Consider the following 26,971-nt stretch of genomic DNA (forward strand, 5'->3'; position numbering starts at 1 on the left):
GCCCCCGGCCGCGGGCAGACGGTCAACCAGCGCACCGTCAACACCCTGCACTCAGCCCTTCGTGCTCTGGCCGAACGCGGAAACGCCCTGCTCAAGACCACCTTCGCCGCGTTGCGGCGAGTCACGCTATGTCCCTGGCGCACCGGCGCGATCACCGCAGCTGCGCTCGTACTACTCCACACCGAGTACGACCGCACGACATGATCAACCCGCTACTGAGAACACCTCATTGAGCGGTGTAGCTGTGAGCCGCAGCTCGATGGCCTCGAGCAACCGTTGCATGGCCACCAACAGCGGTCCGTGCAGGTGCAAGATCGTGTCAGCCTCGCCGGAGGCGGCCTTGCGGTGCTGATAGACGATCTCCGGCTGCGCAGAGGCCTCCCGCCTGCCGAGGAGTACGACTCCGGCGTTTGACAGTCGTCCGCGAGCAGTCAGCAGACCAAGTCCAGACAACAGCTCGCGGTCGTCGGACGCGCGCAATGCGGTGGCGCCGTCGGTCGGCACTGCCTGCAACAACTCTCGCACCCGGACCAGGGCCGACGGATCCGCCACCCCTGCGGCCACCCTGCTGGAGCGGGATGACCAGTCCTCCCCTCGGCGTTCCTCCCGTAACCGGCCGACGTCCTCAGCCGTCATCGGCGGGCAGTCCGTTCCTCGGCGCCAGCAGTAGCGTCCCGTCGATGTACTGACGACCTCGATGCCCTCGGGCACGTCGACCCGAAGCAGGTCGACGCCCTCGAACGTCAGACGAGTCACCACGACGTCCAACGAGGGCGTTGTCCGTTCGTAGATTCCGTGCCGGACCGTGTCCGGGTCCATACTCGTTCCCACGATCCCGGCTGGGCCGGCGATGTCGTCAGCCACTCCGAGGACCAGAGTCCCGCCGGTGGCGTTTGCGAAGCAGACAGCTGCCTCGGACAAGTTCACCAGGGTGTCCTTCAGCTTCCCGGACGCCTGCTTGAAGTCCAGGGTCGAGGTCTCGAGCTTGCGAGCAGTCGTTCCGGACCGCACTCGTCGGAGGGCTTGCTCTACCTCGTCCGCCACTTTCGTCTCCCTTTTGGTGAACCACCCATGGGTAGTTCACCAAAAGTAGCAGCAAAAGTGGAGCGGCTCGCTGTCGACGAGCTCCCGTCGGAGCCCCTCCCGCCGTCGACGGGAACCCGGTTGCGTGATCCGGATCGCCTCGGCACGCTGCGCCGATGCCCCGTGACGAGCTCGCCGACACCGTGGTGCGTACCTGGGGCCCGGCGGGCGCGACCTGGCTGGCCGCCCGGGACCGGCTGCTCGGCGACCTCGCGGGCGAGCTGGACCTGGAGCTCGGCGCGACGCTGCCGCAGACCTTCCACGCGGTGCGCGCGGTGACCTGCGCGGACGGCACCCCGGCCGTGCTGAAGGCCGGCGTGCCCGACGGCCACCTCGACGCCGAGACCGCCGCGCTGCGCGCCTGGGACGGCGACGGCGCGGTCCGGCTGCTGTGGGCCGACCCGGCCCGCGGGGCGCTGCTGCTGGAGCGCGCCGAGCCCGGCACCGAGCTCACGGCCGTGCCCGACGACCGGGCCGTCGAGGTGATCGGCGGGCTGCTCGCCCGGCTGCACCGCGCACCCGTCCCGGCGGGGCTCGACCACGTCGCGGTCGAGCGGGCGGCGTTCGACGCGCACCTGGCCCGCCCCGACGCGGTCCTGCCCCGGCCGCTTGTGGAACGGGCGGCGGCGGTGTGGACGCAGCTGTGCGGCTCCGCGGAGCGCGAGGTGCTGCTGCACGGGGACCTGCACCAGCACAACGTCCTGGCCGCGACCCGCGAGCCGTGGCTGGCGATCGACCCGCACGGCCGGGTCGGCGACCCGGGCTACGACTGCGGGCAGCTGCTGTACAACCCCCTGGACGCCGACCCGGCCGAGCTGGCCCGCCGCGCCCCGGGCCGGCTGGAGCGGCTCGCCGACGCCGTCGGGATCGGGTGGGACCGCGCGGTGGCGTGGGGGTTCGCGGTGTGCGTGCTGTCGGAGGTCTGGGACGCCGACGGCGACGCCGGGTGGGCCGGCCCCGGCCCCGCGCTCGCCGTCGCACGGCGGCTGGCGCCGCTCGTCGCGGACTGAGTCCTTACAGTGCGGCCATGACCGTCTCCGAGACCTTCGATCCGGACGCGTGGACGCCGGTCGACGGGTTCGACTTCCGCGACATCACCTATCACCGCGCCCGGGGCACCGGCGCGGTGCGGATCGCGTTCGACCGCCCCGAGGTCCTCAACGCCTTCCGGCCGGGCACCGTCGACGAGCTGTACCGCGCCCTGGAGCACGCCCGGACCAGCGCCGACATCGGCGCGGTCCTGCTGACCGGCAACGGCCCCTCCCCCAAGGACGGCAAGCGCGCCTTCTGCTCCGGCGGCGACCAGCGCATCCGCGGCCGCACCGGCTACCAGTACGCCGACGGCGACACCGCCGACACGGTGCAGGCCGGGCGGGCGGGGCGGCTGCACATCCTGGAGTGCCAGCGGCTGATCCGCTTCATGCCCAAGGTCGTCATCGCCGTGGTCAACGGCTGGGCCGCCGGGGGCGGGCACTCGCTGCACGCCGTCGCCGACCTCACGATCGCCTCGGCGCAGCACGCCCGCTTCAAGCAGACCGACGCCGACGTCGGCTCCTTCGACGGCGGCTACGGCTCGGCCTACCTCGCCCGCCAGGTCGGCCAGAAGTTCGCCCGGGAGATCTTCTTCCTCGGCCGGACCTACAGCGCCGAGCAGATGCACCACATGGGCGCGGTCAACGCCGTGGTCGACCACGCCGAGCTGGAGACCGAGGCCCTGCAGTGGGCCCGGGAGATCAACGGCAAGTCGCCGCAGGCCCAGCGGATGCTGAAGTACGCGTTCAACCTCGCCGACGACGGCCTGGTCGGCCAGCAGCTCTTCGCCGGCGAGGCGACCCGGCTGGCCTACATGACCGACGAGGCGGTGGAGGGCCGGGACTCGTTCCTGGAGAAGCGCGACCCGGACTGGTCGCCCTTCCCCTGGCACTACTAGGTCCTCACTCCGCGGTCGGGCGCGGCCGGGGCACGGGGACCGGCCGCGCCGCGGCGCCCCGCGGGCCGCTCTGCTGCGGGACCGCGACCGCCGGGTGCTGCGGCACCGGGGCCGGGGCGGGGGCCGGCACCGGGGCCGGAGCGCCGACCGGGCCGGACGGCAGCTCGAAGGCCAGTGCCGCGAGTTCACCGGCGTCCGCACGGTGCCCGGAGCCGGCGGGCCGACGGCAGCGCAGCGAGCGCGGGCTCCCGGTCGGGGACGCGTCGGCGGAGGCGGTGTACGGCATGGTGAGCTCCTTCGAACCCGTGACCGGCGGGCGGGTGCGCCGCCGCTCTCACCCCCTGAGTCGGGCGGGAGGCCGTCCGCGTTGCACGTGCCCTACACCGTTCCCCGAATCTGATGAAAGAGGCCGTTCGGACGCTGCTTCCGGTTGCGTGCGTCACGGCAGACAGGGTTGACAGCATGACTGTGCGCGCACTTCCGGTGGACGGCTCCGCGGAGTCGGTGACCCGGCTGGCCGCCGCGCTGCGGGCCGCCCTCCACGGCACGGGGCCCGCGGTGCTGCCCGTGCGATCCGGGCCCGGTCCGGATGTGGGCGCCGGGCAGGCCGACATTGGGCACGCCGCCGCGCTGCCGGGGCCGGTGGCGCGGGCAGCAGCCGCCGGGGAGCTGCCCGACGGGCTGGTCGCCGTCGTCGCCACGTCGGGATCGACCGGGGAGCCCAAGTACGTCGCGCTCACCGCGGACGCGCTGCGGGCCTCGGCCGCGGCAACGCACGCCCGTCTCGGCGGCCCGGGGTCGTGGCTGCTCACGCTGCCCGCCGAGCACGTCGCCGGGGTCCAGGTGGTGCTGCGGGCCCTGCTCGCGGACACGGCCTGTGTGGTCCAGGACGTCCGCGACGGCTTCCGGCCCGACGGCCTGGCCCGTGCGACCGGGCGGATGGCGCACGGCACCCGTCGCTACACCAGCCTCGTCCCGACCCAGCTGGCACGGGTCCTCGACCACGGCGCCGCCCCGCTGTACGCCCTGGCCGGGTACGACGCCGTGCTCGTCGGCGGGGCGGCGCTGGACCCGCGGCTGCGCGAGCGCGCGCTCGCCGCGGGGGTGCGGGTGGTCACCACCTACGGGATGAGCGAGACCTGCGGCGGCTGCGTCTACGACGGCGTCTCGCTCGACGGCGTCGAGGTCACCCTCGACCCGGCCGACGGTCGGGTGGTGCTGGGCGGGCCGGTCGTCGCCGGCGGGTACCTGGGGGCACCGGAGGCGACCGCGGAGGCCTTCGTGTCCGACGGAGGCGTCCGCCGGTTCCGGACGGGGGACCTCGGCGCGCTCGCGCCGGACGGGACGCTGACCGTCCTGGGCCGGGCCGACGACGTCGTCAACACCGGGGGCGAGAAGGTCGCGCCGGCCGCGGTGGAGCGGGCGCTCCTGGCGGTCGACGGCGTCCGCGCGGCGTGTGTCGTCGGCCTTCCCGACGACGAGTGGGGTCAGATCGTGGCCGCACTCGTGGTGCCCGCCGCGGCCGCCCCGGACGATCACGCCCTGCGCGCCGCGGTCCGCGCGGCCTGCGGTCGTGCCGCCGTACCGCGGCTGCTGCTGCGGGCCGACACCGTGCCCGAGCGCGGGATCGGCAAGCCCGACCGCACCGCCGTCGCGGATCTCCTGATGCGGGCACGCTCCGCCTGACCGCTCACCCAGCGGAGTTGTCGGTCACGTTCAGCAGTGGGATCGCGCCGTTGCGTCACGGTCTCCACCACCCGATCCGCGTACACACCTTGGAGTTGGTTCACACAGAGTGCGTTGCGTGCGCCCGTGAAATCGAGTGTGCTACGACCACTGGCGACTCAGAACCCACACCCATCACAGGGTTCCCCGTCGTCACACGAGTCACAGCTATCAGCGGGGGTTGTCCATGCGCAGCATCACGCGGGCCGGGCTGCGGGCCATCGGTCTGCTCGCCGCGACCGGCGCGCTCTGTGCCGCCGCCACGGTCCCGGCGATGGCCGACGAGCCGGGCACGACGTGGCAGCCGGAGCTGAGCGAGGGCACCGGCAACGGTGTCGTCGTCTCGCCCGACGGGGCCCGGTTCGACCGGTCGACGGCCTTCGGGGCCCCGGCGGACGAGGGGGACACGGAGTCCTCCGCGGACCCGGCCGAGGTCGTCCCCACCGGGCTGCTGACCCTCGCTCCGCACACCCTGGACACCCCGACCCGCGAGGTCGACTCCCGGCTGGTCGCGGACACCCCTCACGGTTCGACGGCGTCGGTCGACGTCCGGGGCAAGCGGGCAGGCGGCGGCTGGACCGAGTGGATCCCCGCCGAGGGCTCCCGCACCGAGCTGCCGGAGGCCGTCACCGAGGTGCAGGGACGCCTGGTCCTCACCGCCACCGGCGCGGCCGATCCGACCGTCCGGGAGGTCACCCTCACCGCGACGCCGAGCGCCGGCGCCGAGGGCGAGCCGCTCACCGAGGCCGCTCCGCGCAGCTACTCGGTGTTCGCGACCCGCGAGGGGCTCGTCGGCGGCACCACCGCGAACGGCCACAAGATCGTCAACCGGGACCGCTTCGTCGCGCTGCCGTCGCGTCGGGCGCTCTCGGCCAACGGCAAGACCGACTACTCGGTGAAGGTCTGCGCCCCCAACGGCCGCTGCGCGATCGCCCCGGTGTGGGACATCGGCCCGTGGAACACCAAGGACGACTACTGGAACCCGTCGAACGAGCGCCAGATGTGGAAGGACCTGCCCCAGGGCGTGCCGCAGGCCGCGGCCGCGCGCAACGGGCACAACGGCGGCAAGGACCAGTTCGGCCGCAAGGTCGCCAACCCGGCGGGCATCGACCTGGGCGACGGCATCTTCTGGGACGTCCTGGGACTGAAGGACAACTCGCAGGTCCAGGTCGACTACCTGTGGACCGGGTCGCAGCGGCTGTCCGCGATCCGCACCGAGGGCGCCCCGGACGTGCAGATCCTCGCCCGGCCCGAGACCGGCGCGGAGTCGGTCGGGATCGCCGTCGACGCCACCGAGGTGCCGGTGCAGTGCACCTCCGGCGCGTTCGTCCGGATCGGCGACGGCCAGTACCTCCCGACGACGGCGTTCGCCGGGCTGCCGGGCGACGTCCCGGCCTGCGACGCCCCGGCCGCGCCCACTCCGTCCGACGCCTCTGCCGCCGGGCCCACGCCCGCTGCGCCGTCCGCGCCCGGCGCCTCGGCTGCGCCTGGTGGGTCTGCTGCGCCCGCCGCGTCGGGTGGTTCCACTTCTCCCGCCGCGTCCGGCGGCACCGCTGCTCCCGCGGCGTCCGGCGGCACCGCCGCTCAGGCGGCCGCCGGCTCCGCTGCTCCGGCGGCGCCCGCCGGGCCCGCGGCCTCCCCCGCGCCCGGCGGGTCCGCGACCTCCCCGGCACCCGGCGGGTCCGCCGGGGCAGCCGGCTCACCGGCTCCGGCCGCTCCCTCCGCCCCGGCAGGCGCCGCACCGGCCTCCCCCGCACCGTCGCCCTCCGGGGCGGACCGGCCGGGCACCGGGGCTCCGGCCGCCGGCGGGTCCACGGCGGGCACCCCCTCGCCCGGGCCCACCCCCACGCCAGCGCCCACGAGCGACGTCCCCGACGGCGCCAGCCAGGCCGCCCGCGTGATGCCCGGCTCGGCCCAACGGGCGCCCTCCGGCACCCCCTGACCTCCCGGGTCCGCAGCCACCCCCCTGGGCCGGTCCTCACACCCGTTGCAGCGGGTGTGGCGACCGGCCCAGGGGTGTGGCTGTGAGGTGGGACGGTTCCGGCGGGACGGCGGCGCGGCGGGATAGGTTTCCGGGGTGGCCACCACGGCAGAGTGGGTCGAGGGCGCGCGGCCGCGCACCCTTCCCACCGCGATCTCCCCCGTCCTCGTCGGGACCGGCGCCGCGCTCGGCGCGGGCGCCGTCGCTCCCGGCTCCGCACTGCTCGCCCTCCTGGTGGCGGTCGCGCTGGTGATCGGGGTGAACTTCGCCAACGACTACTCCGACGGCATCCGCGGCACCGACGACGAGCGCGTCGGCCCCCAGCGCCTGGTCGGCTCCCGGGCCGCCGACCCGGCCACCGTGAAGACCGCGGCGTTCGCCTGCTTCGGGATCGCGGCCGTCGCCGGTCTGGTGCTCACGGCGGTCTCGGGCCAGTGGTGGCTGCTGCTCGTCGGGGCCCTGTGCATCGTCGGGGCCTGGTACTACACCGGCGGATCGCGGCCCTACGGCTACGCCGGGCTCGGCGAGGTCGCGGTGTTCGTGTTCTTCGGCCCGGTCGCGGTGCTGGGAACCATGGTGACCCAGGCCGGGCGCGTCGACGCCGCCGCCGTCGGGGCCGCGGTCGGTGCCGGGCTGCTGACCTGCGCCGTGCTGGTCGCGAACAACCTGCGGGACATCCCGGGCGACCGGGTCGTCGGCAAGCGCACCCTCGCGGTGCGGCTCGGGGACCGCGGCACCCGGATGCTCTATCTCGCGCTGGTGCTGGTGCCGTTCGTCGTCGCGGTCGGTGCCGCGTTCGACCGGCCCGGCGTGCTGCTGGCGCTCCTCGCACTGCCCGCGGCCGTGCGGCCGGTGCGGATCGTGCTCGGCGGGGCACAGGGCCCCGCGCTCATCCCCGTCCTCAAGGACACCGGCCTGCTCCTGCTGGCCTGGGGCGTGGCCGTGGCGGTCGGGCTCGCGTTCGGCTGAGACCGGTCCCGGCACCGCCGGCGGATCGATCCGTCCCCGGACCGAGGCGCGCCGTCCGCACGTCGGAGTACGGCCGTCGGCCGTGCCGGGTCGATCCGTCCCGGGGGGCCCGCGGGCCCACACGCCGGAGCGCGACCGGCAGGCGGGCCGGGGCGTCCGACCGTCAGCGGGCCGGGCCGTCGGCCGCCGACGGGGCCGGGTCGGACCCGGCGGACGCCTCAGCGCCGTCAGCGCCGTCAGCGACCGACTGCGACGCGGCAGACGGGAAAGCGCCCGACGGAGACGCGGTGGACGGAGACGCGGTGGAGGGTGCTCCGGTCGCCGACGGGGACGTGTCGGCCGACGGAGAGGCCGGCTCGGCGGGTGTGACCGGGGTCGGCGGCGGGCCGACGTCGCCGCGCAGCTGGGCACGCAGCGACGCCCGCTCGGACGACCGGCGGGCCGTCGACGCGGCGATCGCCCGGTCCAGCCGCTCCCGCAGCCCGCGGAACAGCACCATCGACAGCGGCAGCGCGACGACGAGCGCCACGAGCAGCGCGACGAGCCACGGCACGCCGATCAGCGCGAGGACGACCGTCATCACGGCGAGCAGACCGAGCCGCGCGAGCGTGTAGAGCGCCACCGTGGTGGCCAGCCCGGGCTCACCGGCACGCTCCCGCGCCGCGGCCTGCGGCGGGGTCGGAGACGTCATGGCCACCAGGGTACGGGCCGGACCGGCCGGGCCGCGGCTGCCCGGTTCCGCCCGGGCCCGGCACGGACGTCCGGATCGCCGCCACCCCACCGGGTGGCGGTCCCTCCCCGGATGCCCCCGGCTGTCCGGTTCGACTCGTTCACCGGCTTTGCCCTTTAAGAACCCTTTACCCACACAACACCGTTCGAGTACCCGGGGTCTGTGGTGTCACGATGGCCCGGAAAGAGAGAGCGGTACCCGGCCGGATGCCTCCGGCGAGCACCGTGACACATACTCCACGTGCACTTCGGGAGGATCCCCATGGCAGCTCCGACTCAGGCACCCGAGCGACTTCTCACCCCGGGTGAGGTGGCCACGCTCTTCCGCGTCGACCCCAAGACCGTGACCCGCTGGGCGTCGGCCGGGCGGATCGGCTCGATCCGTACGCCGGGCGGACACCGCCGGTTCCGCGAGTCCGAGGTCCGTGGCCTGCTGGCCGACCTCACCAGCGAGGCGAACAGCGGCTTGCGCTGATCCGGACCACGCACATGGGGTGAGGGTCTCGACTTCACCCGTACGTCAGGCCACCTTCGCTAGGCTGGACAGCGGAGGTGGCCTGATGTTGTTCTTCCTGATCCTTCTCGTCGGCGCGGCCGTGGTCGCGGTGCTGCTCGTGCGGACCCTGCGGTCCGAACAGGTGGTCTCCGACCGCATCCCGCGCGCGGAGTTCCCCTGGTCATCGGGCCAGCGACCCGAGAAGCCACGGGCGACCGGCCCCGACGACGACCCCGACTTCCTGCGTGAGCTCGACGAGAAGGTCCGCAACCAGGAGGACCCGCCCGAGCGTCCCTGAGCGGGTTCGCACGGCCGGCACCTCCACCAAGACGCCTTTACCGAAGGGCGGTCCCCCTGACCGGGCGGACCGCCCTTCGGTGTCTCCGCTCACATATCGGGCGTCGCCAGGCCCGTCCGTGGCCCGGGATCAGACCGGGAAGCCGTCGGCGACGGCCGCCGCCAGCTCCAGCAACGCCGTGCGGGTCGCCTCCTCCAGGCGGTCCAGGTCGATCTCCGCGCCCTCCTCCAGGTGCGGGTCGAACGGCACCTTGACCACGGCCCGGCACCGTCCCGAGAAGTGCTCGGCGACGCGGTCGAGGTCCACCCCGCCACCGGTACCCGGCCGGTAGACGGTGTTGATGACGACGACGGCGTTGCGTACCAGCGCCCCGTAGCCGTGCGCGTCGAGCCAGTCCAGGGTCGCCGAGGCGCTGCGGGCCCCGTCGATCGAGCCCGACGACACGACGACGATCTGGTCGGCCATCCCCAGCACGCCGTACATCGCGGAGTGCATCAGGCCGGTGCCGCAGTCGGTCAGGACGAGGTTGTAGAAGTGCTCCAGCAGGTCGACCGCGCGCCGGTAGTCGTCCTCGCTGAACGCCTCCGACACCGCCGGGTCCTGCTCGCTGGCGAGCACCTCGAGCCGGGACACACCCTGTGAGGTGTAGGCCCGGACGTCGCTGTAGCGGCGGACGCGGTCGGCGTCGCGCAGCAGGTGGCGGACGGTCGCGGTGGTCTCCAACGGGATCTTCTGGCTCAGCGTCCCGCGGTCGGGGTTGGCGTCGACGGCCACCACCCGGTCGCCACGGTGCGACGCGAACGTCGCCCCGAGGGTCGCGGTGACCGTCGTCTTCCCGACCCCGCCCTTGAGACTCAGCATCGCGATCTTGTGCGAGCTGATCAGCGGGCGGTTCGCGCGGGCCACGAGGTCGCGCCGGTGCAGCTCCGCGGGGCTCTCCCCCGGGTTCACCAGGCCGCCGGTGAGCACGTAGACCCAGCGCCGCCATCCGCTCGTCGGCGGACGCCCCGCGCCGCCGTGCCCCATGCGCGACGGCGCGAGGTCCAGCCCGCCGTGCGGCTCGTCGCCGCGGCGGTGCTGCGCGGCCCGGGCCTCGATCGCCTCGGGGGCCGTCCAGCGAGGCCGCTTCACCCCCGTCTGCGGGCGGCCGCGCGGCGGGGTCAGGGTGCGCTGGGGTCCGGTCTCCGCGGACTCGTCGTCCCACGCCGCGCGCCAGGGACGGTCCGTCTGACGGGGGCGGCGGTCGTCGCGGGACCGGTCGTCACGGGACCGGTCGTCACGGGAACGATCCGTCCGTGGGGTCCCGGGCCGGGCGGGGGGCGTCGGGGCGGCTCCGGCGGGCTCCCGTGTCCCCTCGGTGGGAGCCGCGGCACCACGTCCGGGTGCTGCCGGCTCGGCGTACGGCTGATACCCGCCCCGCGCCGCGCGGCCACCGCTCTCCGTGGGGTCCGCGGGCCCCGGACCCGCAGGATCCGCGGGCGCCGGACCCGCGGGATCCGGGAGCGACCGAGCCGTGGGATCCGGGTGCGACCGCCCTGTGGGGTCCGGGTGCGCCACGGCGGTGGGCACGACCGGTCCGTCGTACCCGGCGGGCGCGGAGCGGTCCGAGGAGTCGTATGCAGCGACCGAGGAGCGGTCCCGGGAGTCGGCTGCAGCAGCCGAGGAGCGGTCCGGGGAGTCCGGGTCGGCCGCCGAGGAGCGGACCGGGGAGTCGGGCGCGGCCGCCGGGGAGTCGTCCCCGGACGTCGTGGCACGGTCGCCGGCGTCGGCGGCCGTGCGCCCCCCGGACCGGTCGGCACGCCAGATGAGGTCCGCGTCGGGGTCGTCGTCGGGCACCGCGGAGGCGGGCACCGCCCACCACGGCTCGGAGTCGGTGCCCCCGGCCCGGTAGAGGCCGGTGTCGTCGGGGCCGTGGTCGTGCACGCCCGGGTCCGGGGAGGCGTCGTCGCGCCGGTGCCGGGGGTCGCCCGCGGAGGCCTGGGCGGGCTCCTCCTCGGCATCCGCGGCCGCCGAGGAGCCGGCGGGGGAGGTCGGGCGCGGGGTCTCTCGCAGGGCGGACAGGTCCATCCCGTGCGGCGGGGTGGACGGGTCGATCTCGTCGACCAGGTCGTCGTCGATCTCGGGCAGCTCGCTGCCCCACGCCGAGCCCGCCGGCGGGGTCTGCGTGCCGATGGCCGCGCGGCCCGGGGCGGGCGCCGACGCGGCGCGCTCGGCGGCCGTCGGGGTCCGCGGCGGCGTGTCACCGGGCTCGGCGGCCGGCTCCGCAGCGTCGTCACCGCCGGTCCGCCTGCGCCGTCCGAAGGACCGGCCGGGGGACTCCGTCGTGGCCCAGCGCTCCCGCACGTAGCGGCCCACCGACCCGTCGGGCTGCTCGCCGGAACCGTTCTCACTCACGGGAAACGACGGTAGCCGGGCGGAACCCGGTGGTCGAGGCGCCTCACACCCCCGCGTACGAGTGCAACCCGGCGACCACCATGTTGATGAAGAACAGGTTGAACACGATCGTGGCGAAGCCCGCCGTGTTGATCCACGCCGCGGCGACGGAGTTCTTCCACCCCGCGGTGGCCCGGGCGTGCAGGTAGGCGGCGTAGAGCACCCAGGCGACGAAGGCGACGGTCTCCTTCGGGTCCCAGCCCCAGAACCGGCCCCAGGCCGCCTCGGCCCACACCGCGCCGGTGATGATCCCGAAGGTGTAGAGCGGGAACGCGAGCACCGTCACGCGGTACGCCAGCCGGTCGAGCGACTCCGCCGACGGCAGCTTCGCGGCCCACGACGCCGGCTTCCCGTTCCGCTTGACCAGGAACAGCAGGCTCGCCACACCGGGGACGAGCAGCAGGCCGGAGGCCAGCGTGATCGTCGTGACGTGGATGATGATCCAGTACGACTGCAGGGCCGGGACGACCGGCGCCGCGTCGAGGTAGAGCACGGTGCCGGTGACGAACATCAGCAGCACGACCGGCGGCAGCACGAACACCCCGGCCGGGCGCAGCCCCGGGTGCCGGCGCACGAGCACCAGCCACGCCCCGACGGCCATCAGGCACAGCGCCGAGGTGAACTCGTACATGTTGCCCAGCGGCCACCGGTAGGCGGCGAAGCCGCGCAGCACGATCGACCCGAGGTGGGTCAGGAACGCCAGCACCATCAGCGAGATGCCGATCCGGCCGTAGCGGTCGGCGCGGGAGCGGCGGCCGTCGTCGGAGGGGGGCTCCTCGGGCGCGGCGACCGCCGTGGACCCGGCCCCGACCGGGGCGGGCTCCGACTGCCGGGCGGAGGCCCTGGCGACGCGGCGGGCCGCGTACTCCAGCGACGCGAACACCAGCGCCAGCAGCAGCACGACGAGCGTCGCCTGGAACAGGCGGTCGCTCCACATCGCGGTGATCGGGTCGACGAGCATCTCCGGTTAACCGTCCTTCTTGTCCGTCGGGTCGAGCAGCTCGGTCGCGAGCCGGTCGAACTCCTCGCCGTAGCCTGCCCGGTCGGTCCGGGCCAGACCACCGAGGGTGATGCGCGCGCCCCCACCGTCGCGCGGGGTCACCCGCACCCAGAACCGGCGACGCGTGACCGACAGCGACAGCGCGAGGCCGCCGACCATCAGCACCGCCGCGGCCAGCACCCAGGACTGGCCGGGGTCGTGGCCCACCTGCAGGTTCACCCACGGGGTGACGCCGTCGAACCGGACGACCGTGCCGTCCGGCAGCCGGGTGGTGTCGCCGATCCCGAGCCGCGCGGTGGCGACGGAGCGCAGCTCGCCGTCGTCGATCTTGCTCTGGTCGACGCTGAAGATCGACTGGCCGCGGCCGTCGTCGATGCCGAGGTCGCCGAGGAGCACGTCGATGTCGGCGGTCGGCGACCGCAGGTCCGGGTGCACCGACACCAGCCTGCCCTCGGGGTCGACCGCGCCGGTCGGCGCGAACGTCCCGGTGACGGCGATCTGCGTGGTGCGCCGCTGCTCCGGGTCGGTGATGCCGGGGCGCTCGAACTTCGTCGCCCCCTCCGACAGCTGGGTGCCGGACTGGTCGACCGGACGCCACTGGACCTCGCCGGTGCGGCTCTGCCCGTCCGGCCAGGTCACCGTGAACTCCGGGGCGTAGCCGTATCCGGTCAGGTAGACGCGGTCGCCGTCGGTGCGCAGCGGGTGGTTGACCGCGATCTCGTAGGGACGCCAGGTGCTGACGCCGTCACGGACGTCCTGCCCGGTCTGGTACCCGACCGAGGCGCCGAAGGTCGACGGCTGGCCGTTCGGCAGCCAGGTGCCGTCGAACCGGTCGACCTTCACGCAGAAGTCGTTGAGGTCGGTGCCGTCGACGCGCAGCCCGGCGCGGAAGCTGTCGTAGCCGAGGATCGAGCTGTTGCAGAACTCGCTGCCGTCGGCGCGCACGATGACGTCGCCCTCGTAGCCGTACATCTTCCCGCCGGCCAGGCCGAGCAGGATGCCGATCAGGCTGAGGTGGAACACGAGGTTGCCGGTCTCGCGCAGGAACCCCTTCTCCGCCGAGATCGTGCGGGAGCCGTCGTCCTCGGTGCGCTCGACGGTGCGCCAGCCGCGCAGCAGCCGCCGGGCCCTGGCCAGCTCGTCGTCGACGCCGGCGGTGGTGTCGCCCTCGGCGTGGTGCGGCAGCCGCGCCAGGTTGCGCGGGGTCATCACCGGGGGCTGGCGGACCGAGCGCAGGTACTCGCCGGTGCGCGGGAACACGCAGCCGACCAGCGAGATCATCAGCAGCAGGTAGATGGCGGCGAACCACGGGCTCGCGAACACCTCGAACCCACCGACCGCGTCGATCACCGGCGCGATGGTCGGGTTGTCGCGGTAGAAGTCGTCCACGAGGAACGCGTTCAGCGAGCGCTGCGGCAGCAGGGCCCCCGGCATCGCCGCCAGCGCGAGCAGGAACAGCAGCACCAGCGCGGTGCGCATGCTGGTCAGCCCGCGCCAGGTGTTGCGCAGGAACGCCAGCGCGCGGACCAGCGGCCCGGGCCGCTGCGACGACGGCGGTCCGCCGTCCGGTGTCGACACGGACGGCTGCGGTGGGGCCTGCGGCGGGGAGCTCATCAGATCGGCGGGGTGAATCCGGCGATCGAGACCTGCAGCGCGACCAGCCACTGGGACCACAGACCGGACACCAGCAGCGCCCCGACCGCGACCAGCAGCGCTCCCCCGGCGATCTGCACCACCCGGGTGTGGCGGCGCAGCCAGCCCAGCGCGCGCACCGCCCGGGTCGCGCCCAGCGCGATCAGCACGAACGGGATCCCGAGCCCGGCGCAGTAGGCCAGGATCAGCACGATCCCGCGCACCGAGCCGCCCCCGGTGCCCGCGGCGACGGCGACGACCCCGGCCAGCGTCGGTCCGATGCAGGGCACCCAGCCCAGGCCGAAGACCGCTCCCAGCAGCGGGGCGCCCGCGAGGCCGACCCGCGGCGTCCAGTGCGAGCGGTACTCGCGCTGCAGCGCGGGGATGGCCCCGGCGAACGCCAGCCCCATCACGATCATCACGACGCCGCCGATGCGCTGCAGCAGCGCCTCGTTGTCGATGAGGACGTCGGACAGCCACACGACGCCGACCATGATCGCGCCGAACACGACGGTGAACCCGCCGACGAACAGCAGCGCGGCCCCGGCGACCCGCCAGCGGCCGTCGTCCCGGGCCGGTGCGACGGCGGCGGCCACGGCGCCGTCCTGCCCGCCGTCCCGGGGCACGGTCGCGGCCCCGCCCCGGCGGGCGGCGGCGCGGTCGCCCGCCTCGGCCGGGGTGACCGGCGGGGACTGCGCTCCGACGAGCCCGGCGAGGTAGGCGAGGTAGCCCGGGACCAGCGGGACGACGCACGGCGAGGCGAAGCTCACCAGGCCCGCGGCGACCGAGACCAGCACTGCGAGCAGCAGCGGCCCCGAGATCGCCAGCGTCGTCGTCGCGTCCATCGCATCCCAGGGTAGAAGCCCTGCTCGGGGTGCCGCGCGGCGGGTTCTACAGCGTGTAGTTCACCGCGCGGCGCGCGACCGGCCGGTCACCAGGGGTCAGCGGGACGAACCGGCCCGCGGCTCGGCGGCCAGCCGCGTGATGAGCGGCAGCAGGTCGGAGCTGCCGACCGGGACCAGGAACACCGCGGCCACCCGGGAGTCGCGGTCGAGCACGATCGTCGAGGGGACGACGTTGCGCGGGTAGCCGTCGAGCCGGGCCAGGGTGCGGCCGGGCGCGTCGTAGATCGAGTCGTAGGTGATGCCGCGGTCGGTGACGAAGTCCAGGGCGGCCTGTCGGTCGTCGCGGACGTCGATCCCGAGGACGACGGCCTTGCCCTTCGCCGCCTCGGCCACCGCCTGCAGCTCGGGGGCCTCGGTCCGGCACGGGCCGCACCAGGAACCCCAGATGTTGATGACCCGCACCGTGTCGGGGAAGTCGCCGATGCCGACCTGGGTGCCCTCCCGCAGCAGGCTCTCGCCACGCAGGTCGGTGATCGTCTGACGGCTCTCCGGCGGGTCGTAGGTGATGCGCACCTGGCCGCCCGGGGCGACGAACTGGAAGTCCTGGCCCGGTCCCCCGCCCGCGGCGTCGCGGCCCACACCGCAGCCGGCGACGAGCAGCAGCAGCCCGAGCAGGGCGGGCAGCAGGCGGCTCATGCGCCGGTCACCATCGCGCCGCTCGGGCCGGCCGGCTCGGCGTAGCGCAGCCCGGTCATCCGGGTGCCGATGAACTCGATGCTGGTCAACGAGGCGAGCGCGCACTGGCGGCGGCGCGGGTCGTGCCAGAGCCGCTGGCCCATCAGGTAGCGGCGCAGCGTCCAGATCGGCAGCTGGTGCGACACGCACACGACCTCGCGGCCGGGGGCGAGCGCCCGTGCGGCGTGCACGGCGCCGAGCATCCGGTGTGCGATCGCGATGTAGGGCTCGCCCCAGGACGGGGTGAACGGGTCGCGCAGCTGCCGCCACACCTGCGGGCGCTTGAGCGCGCCGTCGCCGACGCCGAACCGCTTGCCCTCGAAGAGGTTGCCGGACTCGATCAGTCCCTCGTCGGTGTGGATGTCGACGCCGTGGGCGTCCGCGATCGGGCGGGCGGTCTCCTGCGCGCGCTGCAGCGGCGACGCGACGACGGCCGCGACGTCGTTGCCGTCCAGGTACGCGGCGACGGTCTTGGCCTGGGCCCGGCCGTGGTCGGACAGGTGGTAGCCGGGGATGCGGCCGTAGAGGACGCCCTCGGGGTTGTGCACCTCGCCGTGGCGCAGCACGTGCACCACGGTCACCGGTCCCGACGCGGGCGGGCTGGTCCGGTCACCCATGGTCAGACCCCGTCCGGTCGGGTGGCGGCGGCCGCGGCGCCCGCGGCGGCGGCGAGGCCGGTCTCGATCCGCTCGAAGGCCTCGTCGTCCAGCGCGGTGGAGACGAACCAGCCCTCGAAGGCGCTGGGCGGCAGGTAGACCCCGTGGTCGAGCATGGCGTGGAAGAACGCCGGGTAACGCCAGGTCTCGGCGGCCTTGGCACCCGCGTAGTCGGTGACCGGATCGGCGGTGAAGAACGGGGAGAACATGGTGCCCGCGTACTGGATCGTGTGGGCGACGCCCTCCCGGTCCAGCGCCGCGGTCACCATCGCGCCGATCCGGTCGGCGTTGGCCGCCAGGGTGGCGTAGACGGCCTCGTCGGCGTGGCGCAGCGTGGTGAGCCCGGCGGCGACGGCGACGGGGTTCCCGGCGAGCGTGCCCGCCTGGTAGACCGGCCCGGCCGGGGCCAGGTACGACATGTGCTCGGCGGACCCGCCGAACGCGGCGGCGGGCAGGCCGCCGGACATGACCTTGCCGAAGGTGTAGAGGTCCCCGGCGACGCCGTCGCAGCCGAACCAGCCCTGACGCGAGGCCCGGAAGCCGGTCATGACCTCGTCGATCACCAGCAGCGCGCCGTGCTCGTGCGCGAGGTCGCGCAGCGCGGCGTTGAACCCGGGGACCGGCGGGACGACCCCCATGTTCCCGGCGGCGGCCTCGGTGATCACGCAGGCGATCTCCGGGCCGCGCTGCTCGAACACGGTGCGGACGGCGTCGAGGTCGTTGTAGGGCAGCACCACGGTGTCGGCGGCCTGGGCGCCGGTGACACCCGGGCTGGTCGGCAGGCCGAGGGTGGCGATGCCGGAGCCCGCGTCGGCGAGCAGCGCGTCCACGTGGCCGTGGTAGCAGCCGGAGAACTTCACGATCCCCGTGCGACCGGTGATGCCGCGGGCGAGCCGGATGGCGCTCATCGTCGCCTCGGTGCCCGAGTTGACCAGGCGGACCTGCTCGACAGGGGTGCGGTCGACGATCTCGGCGGCGAGATCGATCTCGCCCGGGGTCGGGGTGCCGAACGACAGCCCCTGCGACGCCGCGGACCGCACCGCCTCGACGACGGCCGGGTGCGCGTGCCCCAGGATCATCGGCCCCCAGGAGGAGACGAGGTCGACGTAGGTGGCGCCGTCGGCGTCGGTGAGGCGGCAGCCCTCGCCCGAGACCATGAACCGCGGGGTGCCGCCGACCGAGTTGAACGCCCGCACCGGGGAGTTCACCCCGCCGGGGATCAGCTCGGTCGCCCGCTCGAAGAGGCGGGCCGACTCCTTCGGTTCCGGGTTGCTCACGGTGGTCCCTGCGCTTCCGGTGCTCACGGGCCCAGTCTCGCAGCCGGTGTCAGGACCGGCTCGCGGCCCCGAGCTTGCGGGCGGCGTACCACTCCTTCGCCGGGCGACCGAACAGCAGCGCGACCCCGGCAGCGGCGACGCCGACGACCAGCACCGCGAACACGGGCTGTCCGCCGATCAACATGATCAGCAGTAGTGGGATCCCGTAGAGCACGAGCAGCACGATCAGCGCGATCCGCGCCCCGGCAGCACCGAGGAACGCGGCGACCGCCAGCGCGATCCAGACCAGTGCCAGCACCAGGAAGACCACGCCCATGACCCGCACCGCCTGGCCGAACTGGGCCATCGTCATCCCGGACGCGGCCAGCGCGGCGTCGAACTCCCCGCGCGGGATACCGGAGTCGTTCAGCAGCGACTCGTTGACGGTCACGAACAACGAACCGATTCCGGTGACCACGAACGGCACCGCCGCTGCGATCAACGCGACGAGCGCGGTCACGACCTGACGAGGCCGGGCCGGACGGCCCTGCGGCCCGCTGCCGAGACCCGCCGGGGGCGGTCCCCAGCCCGACGCGGTGTTCGCCGGCGCGGCGGGTGCCTGCTGCGGCGACGGCGGCGGCATGGAGCCGCCGTGCCAGCCGTTCGGGTACGGGTTCTGCGGGTACTGCGGGTAGCGCCCCGTCGACGGCCCGGGCCGGTAGTACTGCGGGGCGTCGTGCTGTCCGGGGTCGCTGCTCACGTCGTCCACGGTAGCCGTGCCGGTGTCCGGTTTGCCACGTTCGGCGGTACCCGACGGCGCGATTCACTCTTCGCCGGACGCCCGGCGCCGGGGCCGAGCTCGGGATCGGGGCCCAGGGTCTGCGAACTCGCTTACCGGGTAAGCGAATTCGGAGAAAGGTGGCCTCGCCGGCGCTTCCCCGGGCCGCCCACGGCGGACACGCTCTCCACCGCGCGAACAGAAGATCGTCCCGACGGTGGCGGGATCAGCCCCGGTCGAGCCAGGACGCGACCTCGGTGGCCCAGTAGGTCAGGATCACGTCCGCGCCGGCGCGGCGGATCGAGGTCAGCGTCTCCATGATGGTCCGCTCGCGCTCGAGCCAGCCCCGGGCGACGGCGGCCTCGACCATCGCGTACTCACCGGAGATCTGGTACGCCGCGACGGGCACGTCGGCGACGTCGGCCACCCGGGCCAGGATGTCGAGGTAGGCCAGGGCGGGCTTGACCATCACCATGTCGGCGCCCTCGTCGAGGTCGAGCGCGAGCTCGCGCAGGGCCTCGCGCGCGTTGCCGCCGTCCTGTTGGTAGGTCTTGCGGTCGCCCGTGAGCTGCGAGTTCACCGCCTCGCGGAACGGGCCGTAGAACGCCGAGGCGTACTTCGCGGTGTAGGCGAGGATGCCGGTGTCGGTGAACCCGGCCTCGTCGAGCGCGGCGCGGATGACGCCGACCTGGCCGTCCATCATGCCGCTGGGCCCGACCAGGTGAGCGCCCGCGCGGGCCTGCTCGACACCCAACCGCGCGTAGATGTCCAGCGTCGCGTCGTTGTCGACGCCGCCGTCGGCGTCCAGCACGCCGCAGTGGCCGTGGTCGGTGAACTCGTCGAGGCACAGGTCGGACATCACGACCAGGTCGTCGCCGACCTCGGAGCGCACGTCGCGCAGGCCGACGTTGAGGATGCCGTCCGGGTCGACGGCGCCGGAGCCGGTCGCGTCGTGGTGCTCGGGGACGCCGAACAGCATCACGCCGCCGACGCCCGCGGCCGCCGCCTCCGCGGCCGCCTTGCGCAGCGAGTCGCGGGTGTGCTGCACGACCCCGGGCATCGAGCCGATCGGGACCGGCTCCGTCGCGCCCTCACGGACGAACATCGGCAGCACCAGCTGCCGCGGACGGACCTCGGTCTCGGAGACCAGCCGCCGCATCGCGGGGGTGGTCCGCAACCGTCGGGGACGCTGCGCCGGAAAACCCATGCGGACCAGGCTACGACCGCCCCGGACACACGTCGGCCCCGCACCACCTCGGAGAGGCGGTACGGGGCCGGACGGGGACGGCTCAGCGGCAGTGCCGATGCGCCCTTCGCACGCTCAGCGGCGGCGAGCCTTCACCTTCTTCGGCGGCGGCAGGTTGCCCTCGGCGCGCAGCTTCGCGGTGTGGCTGGCCAGCGCGTCGACCAGGGTCGGGACGCGGGACTCCTCGGGCTGCACGTCGACCCGCAGGCCGAACTCGCGCGCGGTCTCCGCGGTGGCCGGGCCGATGCAGGCGACCAGGGTCCTGGCGTGCGGCTTGCCGGCGATGCCGACCAGGTTCCGCACCGTCGACGACGAGGTGAAGCACACCGCGTCGAAGCCGCCGGTCTTGATCGCCTCACGGATCGGCGCGGGCGGCGGGGCGGCCCGGACGGTCCGGTAGGCCGTCACGTCGTCGACCTCCCAGCCGCGCTCCTGCAGCCCGGCCGACAGCGTCTCGGTGGCGATGTCGGCGCGCGGGAGCAGCACCCGGTCGACCGGGTCGAGGACGTCGTCGTGCGGCGGGAAGATGTCCAGCAGGCCCTCGGACGTCGAGGACTGGGCCTCGTCGATGTCGGGGACGAGCTCGGGCTCGATGCCGAACTCGCGGACCTTCTCCGCGGTCGAGCGGCCGACACAGGCGATCTTCACGCCGGAGAAGGCGCGGGCGTCGAGGCCGAACTCACCGAACTTCTCCCAGACGGCCTTGACCGCGTTGGTCGAGGTGAACACGACCCACTGGTAGCGGCCGTCGACCAGGCCTTTGACCGAGCGCTCCATCTGCGCGGGCGACCGGGGCGGCTCGACGGCGATCGTCGGCACCTCCTCCGGGATGGCGCCGTGCATCCGCAGCCGCTCGCTCATCACGCCGGCCTGGTCCTTGGTGCGCGGAACCAGGACCCGCCAGCCGTAGAGCGCGCGCGACTCCCACCAGGACAGCTCGCCACGGCGACCGGCGGCCTCGCCGACGGTGAGGACGAGCGCGCCCTCCAGGTCACCGCCGTCGGCGGCGATCCGCCCGACCGACGACGAGATGGTCCGCTGGGTGGAGGTGGTGCCGCCCGCGGTGATCGCGACCGGCGTCTCGTCCGGGACACCCTGAGCGGTCAGACCGGCGGCGACGTCGCCGAGCAGCGCGCTCGTCGCGTGCAGCACGACCGGACCCGGGCTCGCGGCCAGCGCGGCCCAGTCGACGCCCGCGCGGACGTCGGCCTCGACGTGCGCCGACCCGAGCGCGACACCGGCGTAGGCCGGGACCGCGGTCGAGGACGGGACGCCCGGAACCACGTCGAACGGCGTGCCCGAGGCGGACACGGCCATCGCCTCGGCGACGACGGCGTCGTTGGTCAGCGGGTCACCGGAGACCAACCGGGCCACCGAGCGGCCCTGGCCGGCCTCGCTGAGCAGGTCGCTCGCGATGTCGGCGGGCTGCCCGACGGCCGGGCGCACCTCGGCGCCGTCCGCGGCCAGGGCGAGGATGCCCTCGGGCACGTCCGGGTCGGTGATGACCAGCGGCGAGCCGGCGAGCACGTCCCGGGCACGCACGGTGAGCAGCGCCGGGTCCCCCGGTCCGCTGCCCACGAAGGCGATCCGCCCCGAGGTGTTGGCAGGTCCTGTCATTGAAGAAACTCCCGAATCAGCGGTTGGCGGGACCACCGGGACCTGCGGGGCGCAGGTCCTCGGCTCCCAGGTCGAGAAGCTCGAGGGCGACCGCGGCCCCGATCTTCTCTGCGTCGTCCATGTCTCCGGTGGCGGAGGCGCGCACCACGTCGCCCCCCGCGATGTCCCCGATCCCCAGCGCGCCGCGCAGCGACAGCCGGTCGACCGCGCGGCCGTCGTCGTCGAGGTCGGAGACGACCTCGGCGAGCGCGCCGACGGGGGTCGTGCACTCGGCCTCCAGCCCCGCCAGCACCGCACGCTCGGCGGTGACGGCGAAGCGCACACCGCTGTCGTCCAGCACCGCGGCCAGCACCGCCGCCAGGTCGGTGTCGGCGGTGCGGCACTCGATCGCCAGCGCGCCCTGGGCCGGGGCGGGCAGCATCTGCAGCGGGTCGATCAGCTCGTCCGCCTCGTCGACGCGGCCCAGCCTGCGCAGTCCCGCGGCGGCCACGACCACCGCGTCCAGCTCGCCGGACCGCACCTTCCCGATCCGGGTGTCCACGTTCCCGCGGATCGGCAGCACCTCCAGCCCCAGGCCGAGCGCGTGCAGCTGCACGGTCCGGCGCGGGGACCCCGTCCCGACCCGGGCACCACGGCCCAGCTCGCCGAGCACCCGACCGCCGGTGACCAGCGCGTCGCGGACGTCCTCGCGCTCGGGGACCGCCGCGATCGTCAGCCCCTCGGGCTGCGCGCTCGGCAGGTCCTTGTACGAGTGCACGGCCACGTCGATCTCGCCGGCGTAGAGCGCGTCGCGCAGCTGCGAGACGAACACCCCCACCCCGATCTGCGGGATCGGCGCCGACGAGCGGTCACCGCTGGTCGAGATGGTGACCAGCTCGCACGGGTGGCCGGCGGCGACGAGCCGGTCGGCCACGGTGGTGGACTGCGCGACCGCCAGCTTCGACGGCCGGGTGCCGATCTTCAGGACGCTCACGAGATCTGCTCCGGGGGACGGGACCCGATCGACGGGGTGACGTCGAACGGCACGGTGGGGTCGCTGAAGCGCAGGGCGGCGGCGACGTCGCCGCCGTCGACGCTGGCGTCGGCGCCACGGACCGGGGCAGCGACCGCGGCGGCGGCCTGCGGGTCGAGTTCGAACAGGGTGCGCAGCGCCGCGGCGTAGCTGTCCCCGTCCGGGCCCTCGGCCAGGCGCTTCACCTGGACGGTGGGGGTGTGCAGCAGCTTGTCGACGACCCGGCGCACGGTGCGGGAGAGCTCCTCGCGGACCCGGGCGTCCAGATCGGGCAGCCGCGAGTCGAGGCGCAGCAGCTCGGCGTCGACGACCTCCGAGGCGCGCCGGCGCAGCGCGGTGACCGTCGGCGTGACCTCGGCCGAGCGCTGCCCGGCCAGGTACTGCTGGGCCTCGGCGTCGACCATCTTCTGGGCCACGGCGACCGAACCGCCGTCGGCGACGTCGAGCAGCCGACGCTGCAGGGTGATCAGGTCGACCATGCGCACGCCGGCCAGCTCTCCGACGGCCGGGTCGACGTCGCGCGGCAGGCCCAGGTCGCACACGACCAGGGGGGAGGTGCGGCCGTTCAGTGCCTGCGCGACCGGCTCGACGTCGACGACGTGGCCGATCGCGCCGGTACAGGCCAGCAGCAGGTCCGCGTCGCGCAGCTCGGCGGCCAGGTCGTCCATCACCGCGAAGCGCGCCGTGGTGCCCGGGTCCGCGTGCTCCAGGATCTTCTCGACGAGCCGCTCGCCGCGCTCGGCCGACCGGTTCAGCACGACGATCTCGCCTGCCCCGGCGCGACGCAGGTGGGCCGCGGCCAGCGCGCCCATCGCGCCCGCCCCGACGATGACGGCGCGGCGCCCGGCCAGACCGTCCCCGCCGAGCTCGCGGTCGGCGTCGCGCAGGGCCTCCGACACGACCGAGGCACCCGCCTCGTCGATACCGGTCCCGGCGTGCACCCGCTTGCCGACCCGCAGCGCCTGCTGCACCAGCTCGTGCAGGACCTTGCCGACGGCGCCCGCGCTGTCCGCGGCGGCGTAGGCCCCGCGCAGCTGGCCGAGGATCTGCGACTCGCCGACCACCATCGAGTCCAGGCCCGCCGCGAGCGCGAACAGGTGCTGGACCGCCGAGCCCGCGTAGTGCACGAACAGGTGCTCGGACAGCTCGCCGATCGGGAACCCGGCATGGGCACCGAGCACGTCGGTGACGTCGCCGAGGCCGCCGTGGAACGCGTCCACGACCGCGCAGATCTCGATCCGGTTGCACGTGGAGAGGACGACCGCCTCCTCCACGTGCGAGCGGTCGAGCATCTCCTCGAGCAGCTTGGGCACGTCACCCGGAGCGACCGCGAGGCGCTCCAGCACCTCGACCGGAGCGCTGCGGTGCGACAGGCCGACCACGAGGACGCTCATGGCTCTACGACACCACCGATTCGTTCGTCTTGTCCGTCACCGCGGCGGCACCGGTGTGCCGTCGCGCCACGTGGAACGCGAGGACCTGCAGCTCGACCGACAGGTCGACCTTGCGGACCTCGACGTCGTCCGGGACCGTGAGCAGCACCGGAGCGAAGTTGAGGATGGACTGCACACCCGCCGCCACGAGCAGGTCGCAGACCTTCTGGGCAGCCGGCCCCGGCGTCGCGATCATCCCGATGGTGACGCCGTCACCGGCGCACACCTCCGGGATCTCGCGCGCGTGCCGCACCCGGATGCCGTTGATCTCACTGCCGACGAGGTTGTCGTCGACGTCGAACAGGGAGCTGACCGGGAAGCCCCGGCCCGCGAAGCCGGAGTAGCCGGCCAGGGCGTGGCCCAGGTTGCCGACGCCGACCAGCGCGACCGACTGCCGCTGGTCCATGCCCAGCTCGCCCTGCAGCCGACCCTGCAGCGAGGCGACGTCGTAACCGACGCCGCGCACGCCGTAGGAACCCAGGTAGGACAGGTCCTTGCGGAGCTTGGCCGAGTTGACCCCGGAGGCACCGGCGAGCTCCTCGGACGACACCGTCTCGACGCCCGCGTCGCGCAGCTCACCGAGCACGCGCAGGTACACCGCGAGCCGGGACACGGTCGCCTCGGGCACCGGGCGCGCGGGGCGCTCGCCGGTGCCGTCGGGCGCGGCGACGCCGGACTCGGGCGGCAGGGTCACGGGCCGTCCTCCTCGGGCGTCGGTCGGCGGGCGGCCGGGGTCCCGGTGGCCGTCCTGCTCACGGGGGCTTGTCCGCGGGCGGTCGGTCATCGAGACTGGGCGTGCTCCGTTCGGGGATGTACAGGGGCCGGTCGTCGGCGTGCTCGCGGCACGCCCGCGAACCGGCCGGGCGGGCCGGACGGGCTGCGGACGGACGAGACCCGGCGTCCTCGGCGCCGCAGGGGCACCGTGCCACCGGGACCGGCGACGGGAACCCACGGTAGCCGCTTGTGAAGGCACGCACAAAGTTGCGATCTTGGTCCTCTCCGTGCTCGACCCCGCCCCTGACCTGGAGCTACCGGTGATCGACGGGCAGGAACCGCTCGTCGTGCGACGACCGCCACGTCGTTCCCCACGACACCACCGTCACGCAGTCCTGACGACCGCTCGTGACACAGCTCTCCGCGCGGAGGGGGCCCACCGGGATCCAGGTCGGCGCCGCCCTTCGCCGTCTCTCAGGTCACGGTGACCGTGCGGGTCGGCCAGCCGGTCGCCGCCCCCGGCAGCGGGGAGCGGCGCTCGGCGGTCTGGACGACGCCGTCGCCGTCGGTGGCCCGGCACACCAGGGTGTACCCGCCCGGCGGCAGCTCCAGCTCGGCGCGCCACTGCCGCCAGGTCGCCCCGCCGGCGGGCACCGGCGCGAGCTCGGCGGTCACCCAGGACCCGGACCCGCCGCCGTCCTGCACCCCGACCTCGACCCGGCGGATCCCCCGGGGCACCGCCCAGGCGGTGCCGGTGACCACGACCCGGCCGGCGGGCACGCTCGCGTACGAGGCGGGCGACTCGATCCGCGCGGCCGTCTCCATCGGTCCGGGCGGGGCCCACCCGCGGGCGCGCCAGTAGTCGGCGCGCGCGCCGAACGTCGTGAACTCGATGTCGGTGACCCACTTGGTGGCCGAGACGTAGCCGTAGAGCCCGGGGACGACGATCCGCACCGGGAAGCCGTGCTCGGGCGGGAGCGCGACCGGGCCGTCGGGGCCGGCCATCGCGACCGCGAGCAGCGCGCCGCGGGCGGGGTCGAGCAGCAGCGACGACGGGCTGCCCGCCGTCCAGCCGTCGGTGGAGGTGGACAGCGCCTGGTCCGCGGCCGGGTCGGGCTCCGCGGCCGCGAGCAGCGGCGCGAGCTCGACGCCGGTGAACCGGGTGGTGGAGACGAGGTCGCCGCCGACCTCGTTGGAGACGCACGCCATCGTCACCCAGCGTTCGACGAGCGGGCGGGCCAGCAGGTCGTCGAGGGTGAGGGTGAGCTCGCGCCCGACCCGCCCGTGCACCCGCAGGCTCCACGACGCCGGGTCGACCGACGGGACCCGCAGCGCGGTGTCGATCCGGTAGAAGTCGTCGACGGCGGTGGTGAACGCGGCCGCGCCGGGCACCTGTGCCCCCGCGGGCAGCGCCGGTGCGGCCGCGATGCGGCCCTGCGCGGCGAGCGTCCGGATCCGGGCGGTGAGCGCCTCGCGTGCGGGCCCGATCCGGCCCGAGGGCAGCAGCGGCGCGGCGGCCGTGGCCCCGGTGCCCAGCACGACCCCGCCCGCCCCCGCCAGCGCGGTGGTGCGCAGGAACCGCCGCCGGGTCAGCGACGACCGGACCGGCCGCCCGTCGGGCAGCGTCCCGTCCGCGGTCGGGGCGGGGATCCGGGCCGCCAGCGCGTGCAGCTTCCGGAACACCGTCACCGCGACGACCGCGGCGGCACCCGCCGGGACCATGTCGAGCTGACCGGCGCCCGACGCCGTCGCCGCGGCGACCACGCCCGCCAGCCCGAGCACCGCGAGCCCCCACGCACCGGGCCACGGTGAGCGGCGCGACAGCGCCCCGAGCCCGGCCGCGGCGAGCGCCAGGACGACGAGCACCCCGGCGACGACGGTGTGGCGGCTGCCGATCCCGGCCCCGACCGTCGCCGCACCGGCCAGCGCGGGCGGGGTGAGCGCCACGACCTGCTCGGCGACGGCGTTCACCGGCCCGGCGGCCGGGGCGACCAGCAGCGCGAGCGCCTGCCCGGCGCCGACGCCCAGCGCGGCCGCGGCGAGCCCGGCCAGGGCGGTGCGGGCGGGCGGCGCGGGACGGGCCGGCCGCGTCCCCCTGCCGGCCGGGCCTCCGTCGGGGAAGGCCCGACCGTCGACGGTGGAGGCCGGACCGCCCGGGGCCGGGCTCACCGCCGGGCCAGGTCCGCGCGCAGGCGCTCCTCGTCGACCCGGAACGAGTCGTGCTCACGGCCGTCGAGCAGCACCACCGGCACCTGGTCGCCGTACTCGGCGCGCAGCTCGTCGTCGGAGTCGACGTCGACGGTGTCCCAGCCGGTGTCCGTCTCGGCGCACACCCGGGCCAGCACCTCGGCGGCGTCGTCGCACAGGTGGCAGCCCACCCGGGTCAGCAGTCGTACCCGCATC

At 74.8% G+C, this 26,971-nt stretch carries 24 protein-coding genes and 2 pseudogenes; 8 read left to right on the top strand and 18 right to left on the bottom strand.

All coding sequences use genetic code 11. The annotated features are described in order from the left end of the window. Positions 1-204, top strand: a pseudogene (locus Ae331Ps2_RS30275) (IS5/IS1182 family transposase); the annotation flags it as partial. On the opposite strand, the gene Ae331Ps2_RS06890 reads toward Ae331Ps2_RS30275, so the two are convergent. After that, positions 205-1,044, bottom strand: coding sequence for a helix-turn-helix domain-containing protein (locus tag Ae331Ps2_RS06890; RefSeq protein ID WP_083695302.1), 840 nt, complete (start codon positions 1,042-1,044; stop codon positions 205-207). It lies immediately after the preceding pseudogene. A gap of 155 nt (positions 1,045-1,199) precedes the next feature. On the opposite strand from Ae331Ps2_RS06890, the gene Ae331Ps2_RS06895 reads away from it, so the two are divergent. Then, positions 1,200-2,093 carry an aminoglycoside phosphotransferase family protein gene (locus tag Ae331Ps2_RS06895; RefSeq protein ID WP_075329703.1) on the top strand — a complete coding sequence of 298 codons (894 nt, stop codon included), beginning with the start codon at positions 1,200-1,202 and terminating at the stop codon, positions 2,091-2,093. Positions 2,094-2,110: 17 nt separating this feature from the next. Next, a complete protein-coding gene (locus tag Ae331Ps2_RS06900) occupies positions 2,111-3,013 on the top strand; it encodes a 1,4-dihydroxy-2-naphthoyl-CoA synthase (protein ID WP_075329704.1) in 903 nt (300 codons plus the stop codon). Between the two features lie 4 nt (positions 3,014-3,017). Here Ae331Ps2_RS06900 and Ae331Ps2_RS06905 read toward each other — a convergent pair whose 3' ends face one another. Beyond that, entirely contained in the window at positions 3,018-3,299 is a 282-nt protein-coding gene (locus Ae331Ps2_RS06905; protein WP_075310014.1) for a hypothetical protein, read from the bottom strand. 176 nt (positions 3,300-3,475) lie between these two features. Here Ae331Ps2_RS06905 and menE point away from each other — a divergent pair, with 176 nt between their 5' ends. The 3 genes from menE (at position 3,476) to Ae331Ps2_RS06920 (ending at position 7,688) form a co-directional block, all read left to right on the top strand. Then, positions 3,476-4,699 (top strand): o-succinylbenzoate--CoA ligase, encoded by a 1,224-nt coding sequence (gene menE / locus Ae331Ps2_RS06910; RefSeq protein WP_170917009.1) that lies wholly within the window; start codon positions 3,476-3,478, stop codon positions 4,697-4,699. Between the two features lie 226 nt (positions 4,700-4,925). Beyond that, complete coding sequence (locus Ae331Ps2_RS06915; RefSeq protein ID WP_075310010.1) at positions 4,926-6,680, top strand: hypothetical protein; 1,755 nt, start codon at positions 4,926-4,928, stop codon at positions 6,678-6,680. 135 nt (positions 6,681-6,815) lie between these two features. Next, positions 6,816-7,688, top strand: coding sequence for a 1,4-dihydroxy-2-naphthoate polyprenyltransferase (locus tag Ae331Ps2_RS06920; protein ID WP_075310008.1), 873 nt, complete (start codon positions 6,816-6,818; stop codon positions 7,686-7,688). Positions 7,689-7,851: 163 nt separating this feature from the next. Here the strand turns inward: Ae331Ps2_RS06920 and Ae331Ps2_RS06925 are convergent, their stop codons facing one another. Continuing rightward, positions 7,852-8,379 (bottom strand): DUF4229 domain-containing protein, encoded by a 528-nt coding sequence (locus tag Ae331Ps2_RS06925; protein WP_075310006.1) that lies wholly within the window; start codon positions 8,377-8,379, stop codon positions 7,852-7,854. A gap of 300 nt (positions 8,380-8,679) precedes the next feature. Here Ae331Ps2_RS06925 and Ae331Ps2_RS06930 point away from each other — a divergent pair, with 300 nt between their 5' ends. Further along, positions 8,680-8,892, top strand: coding sequence for a BldC family transcriptional regulator (locus tag Ae331Ps2_RS06930; RefSeq protein ID WP_043276768.1), 213 nt, complete (start codon positions 8,680-8,682; stop codon positions 8,890-8,892). Between the two features lie 85 nt (positions 8,893-8,977). Next, a complete protein-coding gene (locus tag Ae331Ps2_RS06935) occupies positions 8,978-9,211 on the top strand; it encodes a hypothetical protein (protein ID WP_020622554.1) in 234 nt (77 codons plus the stop codon). Positions 9,212-9,340: 129 nt separating this feature from the next. Here Ae331Ps2_RS06935 and Ae331Ps2_RS34170 read toward each other — a convergent pair. The 15 genes and pseudogenes from Ae331Ps2_RS34170 to Ae331Ps2_RS07010 all read right to left on the bottom strand — a co-directional run. Next, a pseudogene (locus Ae331Ps2_RS34170) lies at positions 9,341-10,216 on the bottom strand (MinD/ParA family protein); the annotation flags it as partial. Between the two features lie 1,432 nt (positions 10,217-11,648). Next, positions 11,649-12,605, bottom strand: coding sequence for a c-type cytochrome biogenesis protein CcsB (gene ccsB, locus Ae331Ps2_RS06945; protein WP_075310004.1), 957 nt, complete (start codon positions 12,603-12,605; stop codon positions 11,649-11,651). 6 nt (positions 12,606-12,611) lie between these two features. After that, complete coding sequence (locus Ae331Ps2_RS06950; RefSeq protein WP_075310002.1) at positions 12,612-14,258, bottom strand: cytochrome c biogenesis protein ResB; 1,647 nt, start codon at positions 14,256-14,258, stop codon at positions 12,612-12,614. Further along, a complete protein-coding gene (locus Ae331Ps2_RS06955; protein WP_075310000.1) occupies positions 14,258-15,121 on the bottom strand; it encodes a cytochrome c biogenesis CcdA family protein in 864 nt (287 codons plus the stop codon). The genes Ae331Ps2_RS06950 and Ae331Ps2_RS06955 overlap by 1 nt, the downstream gene beginning before the upstream one ends. Positions 15,122-15,217: 96 nt before the next feature. After that, positions 15,218-15,817, bottom strand: a complete 600-nt coding sequence (locus tag Ae331Ps2_RS06960; protein ID WP_075309998.1) for a TlpA disulfide reductase family protein — start codon at positions 15,815-15,817, stop codon at positions 15,218-15,220. Next, entirely contained in the window at positions 15,814-16,473 is a 660-nt protein-coding gene (locus Ae331Ps2_RS06965) for a histidine phosphatase family protein (protein WP_075309996.1), read from the bottom strand. Before Ae331Ps2_RS06965 ends, Ae331Ps2_RS06960 begins: the two co-directional genes overlap by 4 nt. A gap of 2 nt (positions 16,474-16,475) precedes the next feature. Next, on the bottom strand, positions 16,476-17,789 hold the full coding sequence (gene hemL / locus Ae331Ps2_RS06970) for a glutamate-1-semialdehyde 2,1-aminomutase (protein WP_075309994.1): 1,314 nt from the start codon (positions 17,787-17,789) through the stop codon (positions 16,476-16,478). 49 nt (positions 17,790-17,838) lie between these two features. After that, positions 17,839-18,528, bottom strand: coding sequence for a hypothetical protein (locus tag Ae331Ps2_RS06975; RefSeq protein WP_139318915.1), 690 nt, complete (start codon positions 18,526-18,528; stop codon positions 17,839-17,841). Positions 18,529-18,772: 244 nt separating this feature from the next. After that, a complete protein-coding gene (gene hemB / locus Ae331Ps2_RS06980; RefSeq protein WP_075309990.1) occupies positions 18,773-19,753 on the bottom strand; it encodes a porphobilinogen synthase in 981 nt (326 codons plus the stop codon). A 114-nt stretch (positions 19,754-19,867) separates the two neighbouring features. Further along, positions 19,868-21,409: a uroporphyrinogen-III synthase gene (locus Ae331Ps2_RS06985; protein WP_075309988.1), complete on the bottom strand. Its 1,542-nt coding sequence runs from the start codon at positions 21,407-21,409 to the stop codon at positions 19,868-19,870. Positions 21,410-21,425: 16 nt separating this feature from the next. Next, positions 21,426-22,382, bottom strand: a complete 957-nt coding sequence (gene hemC, locus Ae331Ps2_RS06990; protein WP_020626099.1) for a hydroxymethylbilane synthase — start codon at positions 22,380-22,382, stop codon at positions 21,426-21,428. Further along, complete coding sequence (locus Ae331Ps2_RS06995; RefSeq protein WP_075309986.1) at positions 22,379-23,815, bottom strand: glutamyl-tRNA reductase; 1,437 nt, start codon at positions 23,813-23,815, stop codon at positions 22,379-22,381. Before Ae331Ps2_RS06995 ends, hemC begins: the two co-directional genes overlap by 4 nt. Positions 23,816-23,819: 4 nt before the next feature. Then, positions 23,820-24,548 (bottom strand): redox-sensing transcriptional repressor Rex, encoded by a 729-nt coding sequence (locus Ae331Ps2_RS07000; protein ID WP_075309984.1) that lies wholly within the window; start codon positions 24,546-24,548, stop codon positions 23,820-23,822. 494 nt (positions 24,549-25,042) lie between these two features. Then, the gene (locus tag Ae331Ps2_RS07005) at positions 25,043-26,737 is read right to left on the bottom strand and encodes a molybdopterin-dependent oxidoreductase (RefSeq protein ID WP_083695305.1); all 1,695 of its coding nucleotides are present in this window, start codon (positions 26,735-26,737) and stop codon (positions 25,043-25,045) included. Beyond that, positions 26,734-26,970, bottom strand: a complete 237-nt coding sequence (locus Ae331Ps2_RS07010) for a glutaredoxin family protein (RefSeq protein WP_060710448.1) — start codon at positions 26,968-26,970, stop codon at positions 26,734-26,736. Before Ae331Ps2_RS07010 ends, Ae331Ps2_RS07005 begins: the two co-directional genes overlap by 4 nt. Between the last annotated feature and the right edge of the window lies 1 nt (position 26,971).

The organism is Pseudonocardia sp. Ae331_Ps2 (assembly GCF_001932405.1).
Lineage (GTDB): Bacteria > Actinomycetota > Actinomycetes > Mycobacteriales > Pseudonocardiaceae > Pseudonocardia.

Excerpts from the sequence above, each read along its gene's own strand:
- Ae331Ps2_RS06895 (WP_075329703.1), top strand. The coding sequence starts at position 1,200 with ATGCCCCGTGACGAGCTCGCCGACACCGTGGTGCGTACCTGGGGCCCG.
- Ae331Ps2_RS06900 (WP_075329704.1), top strand. The coding sequence starts at position 2,111 with ATGACCGTCTCCGAGACCTTCGATCCGGACGCGTGGACGCCGGTCGAC.
- Ae331Ps2_RS06905 (WP_075310014.1), bottom strand. The coding sequence starts at position 3,299 with ATGCCGTACACCGCCTCCGCCGACGCGTCCCCGACCGGGAGCCCGCGC.
- menE (WP_170917009.1), top strand. The coding sequence starts at position 3,476 with ATGACTGTGCGCGCACTTCCGGTGGACGGCTCCGCGGAGTCGGTGACC.
- Ae331Ps2_RS06915 (WP_075310010.1), top strand. The coding sequence starts at position 4,926 with ATGCGCAGCATCACGCGGGCCGGGCTGCGGGCCATCGGTCTGCTCGCC.
- Ae331Ps2_RS06925 (WP_075310006.1), bottom strand. The coding sequence starts at position 8,379 with ATGACGTCTCCGACCCCGCCGCAGGCCGCGGCGCGGGAGCGTGCCGGT.
- Ae331Ps2_RS06930 (WP_043276768.1), top strand. The coding sequence starts at position 8,680 with ATGGCAGCTCCGACTCAGGCACCCGAGCGACTTCTCACCCCGGGTGAG.
- Ae331Ps2_RS06935 (WP_020622554.1), top strand. The coding sequence starts at position 8,978 with ATGTTGTTCTTCCTGATCCTTCTCGTCGGCGCGGCCGTGGTCGCGGTG.
- ccsB (WP_075310004.1), bottom strand. The coding sequence starts at position 12,605 with ATGCTCGTCGACCCGATCACCGCGATGTGGAGCGACCGCCTGTTCCAG.
- Ae331Ps2_RS06950 (WP_075310002.1), bottom strand. The coding sequence starts at position 14,258 with ATGAGCTCCCCGCCGCAGGCCCCACCGCAGCCGTCCGTGTCGACACCG.
- Ae331Ps2_RS06955 (WP_075310000.1), bottom strand. The coding sequence starts at position 15,121 with ATGGACGCGACGACGACGCTGGCGATCTCGGGGCCGCTGCTGCTCGCA.
- Ae331Ps2_RS06960 (WP_075309998.1), bottom strand. The coding sequence starts at position 15,817 with ATGAGCCGCCTGCTGCCCGCCCTGCTCGGGCTGCTGCTGCTCGTCGCC.
- Ae331Ps2_RS06965 (WP_075309996.1), bottom strand. The coding sequence starts at position 16,473 with ATGGGTGACCGGACCAGCCCGCCCGCGTCGGGACCGGTGACCGTGGTG.
- hemB (WP_075309990.1), bottom strand. The coding sequence starts at position 19,753 with ATGGGTTTTCCGGCGCAGCGTCCCCGACGGTTGCGGACCACCCCCGCG.
- Ae331Ps2_RS06985 (WP_075309988.1), bottom strand. The coding sequence starts at position 21,409 with ATGACAGGACCTGCCAACACCTCGGGGCGGATCGCCTTCGTGGGCAGC.
- Ae331Ps2_RS06995 (WP_075309986.1), bottom strand. The coding sequence starts at position 23,815 with ATGAGCGTCCTCGTGGTCGGCCTGTCGCACCGCAGCGCTCCGGTCGAG.
- Ae331Ps2_RS07010 (WP_060710448.1), bottom strand. The coding sequence starts at position 26,970 with ATGCGGGTACGACTGCTGACCCGGGTGGGCTGCCACCTGTGCGACGAC.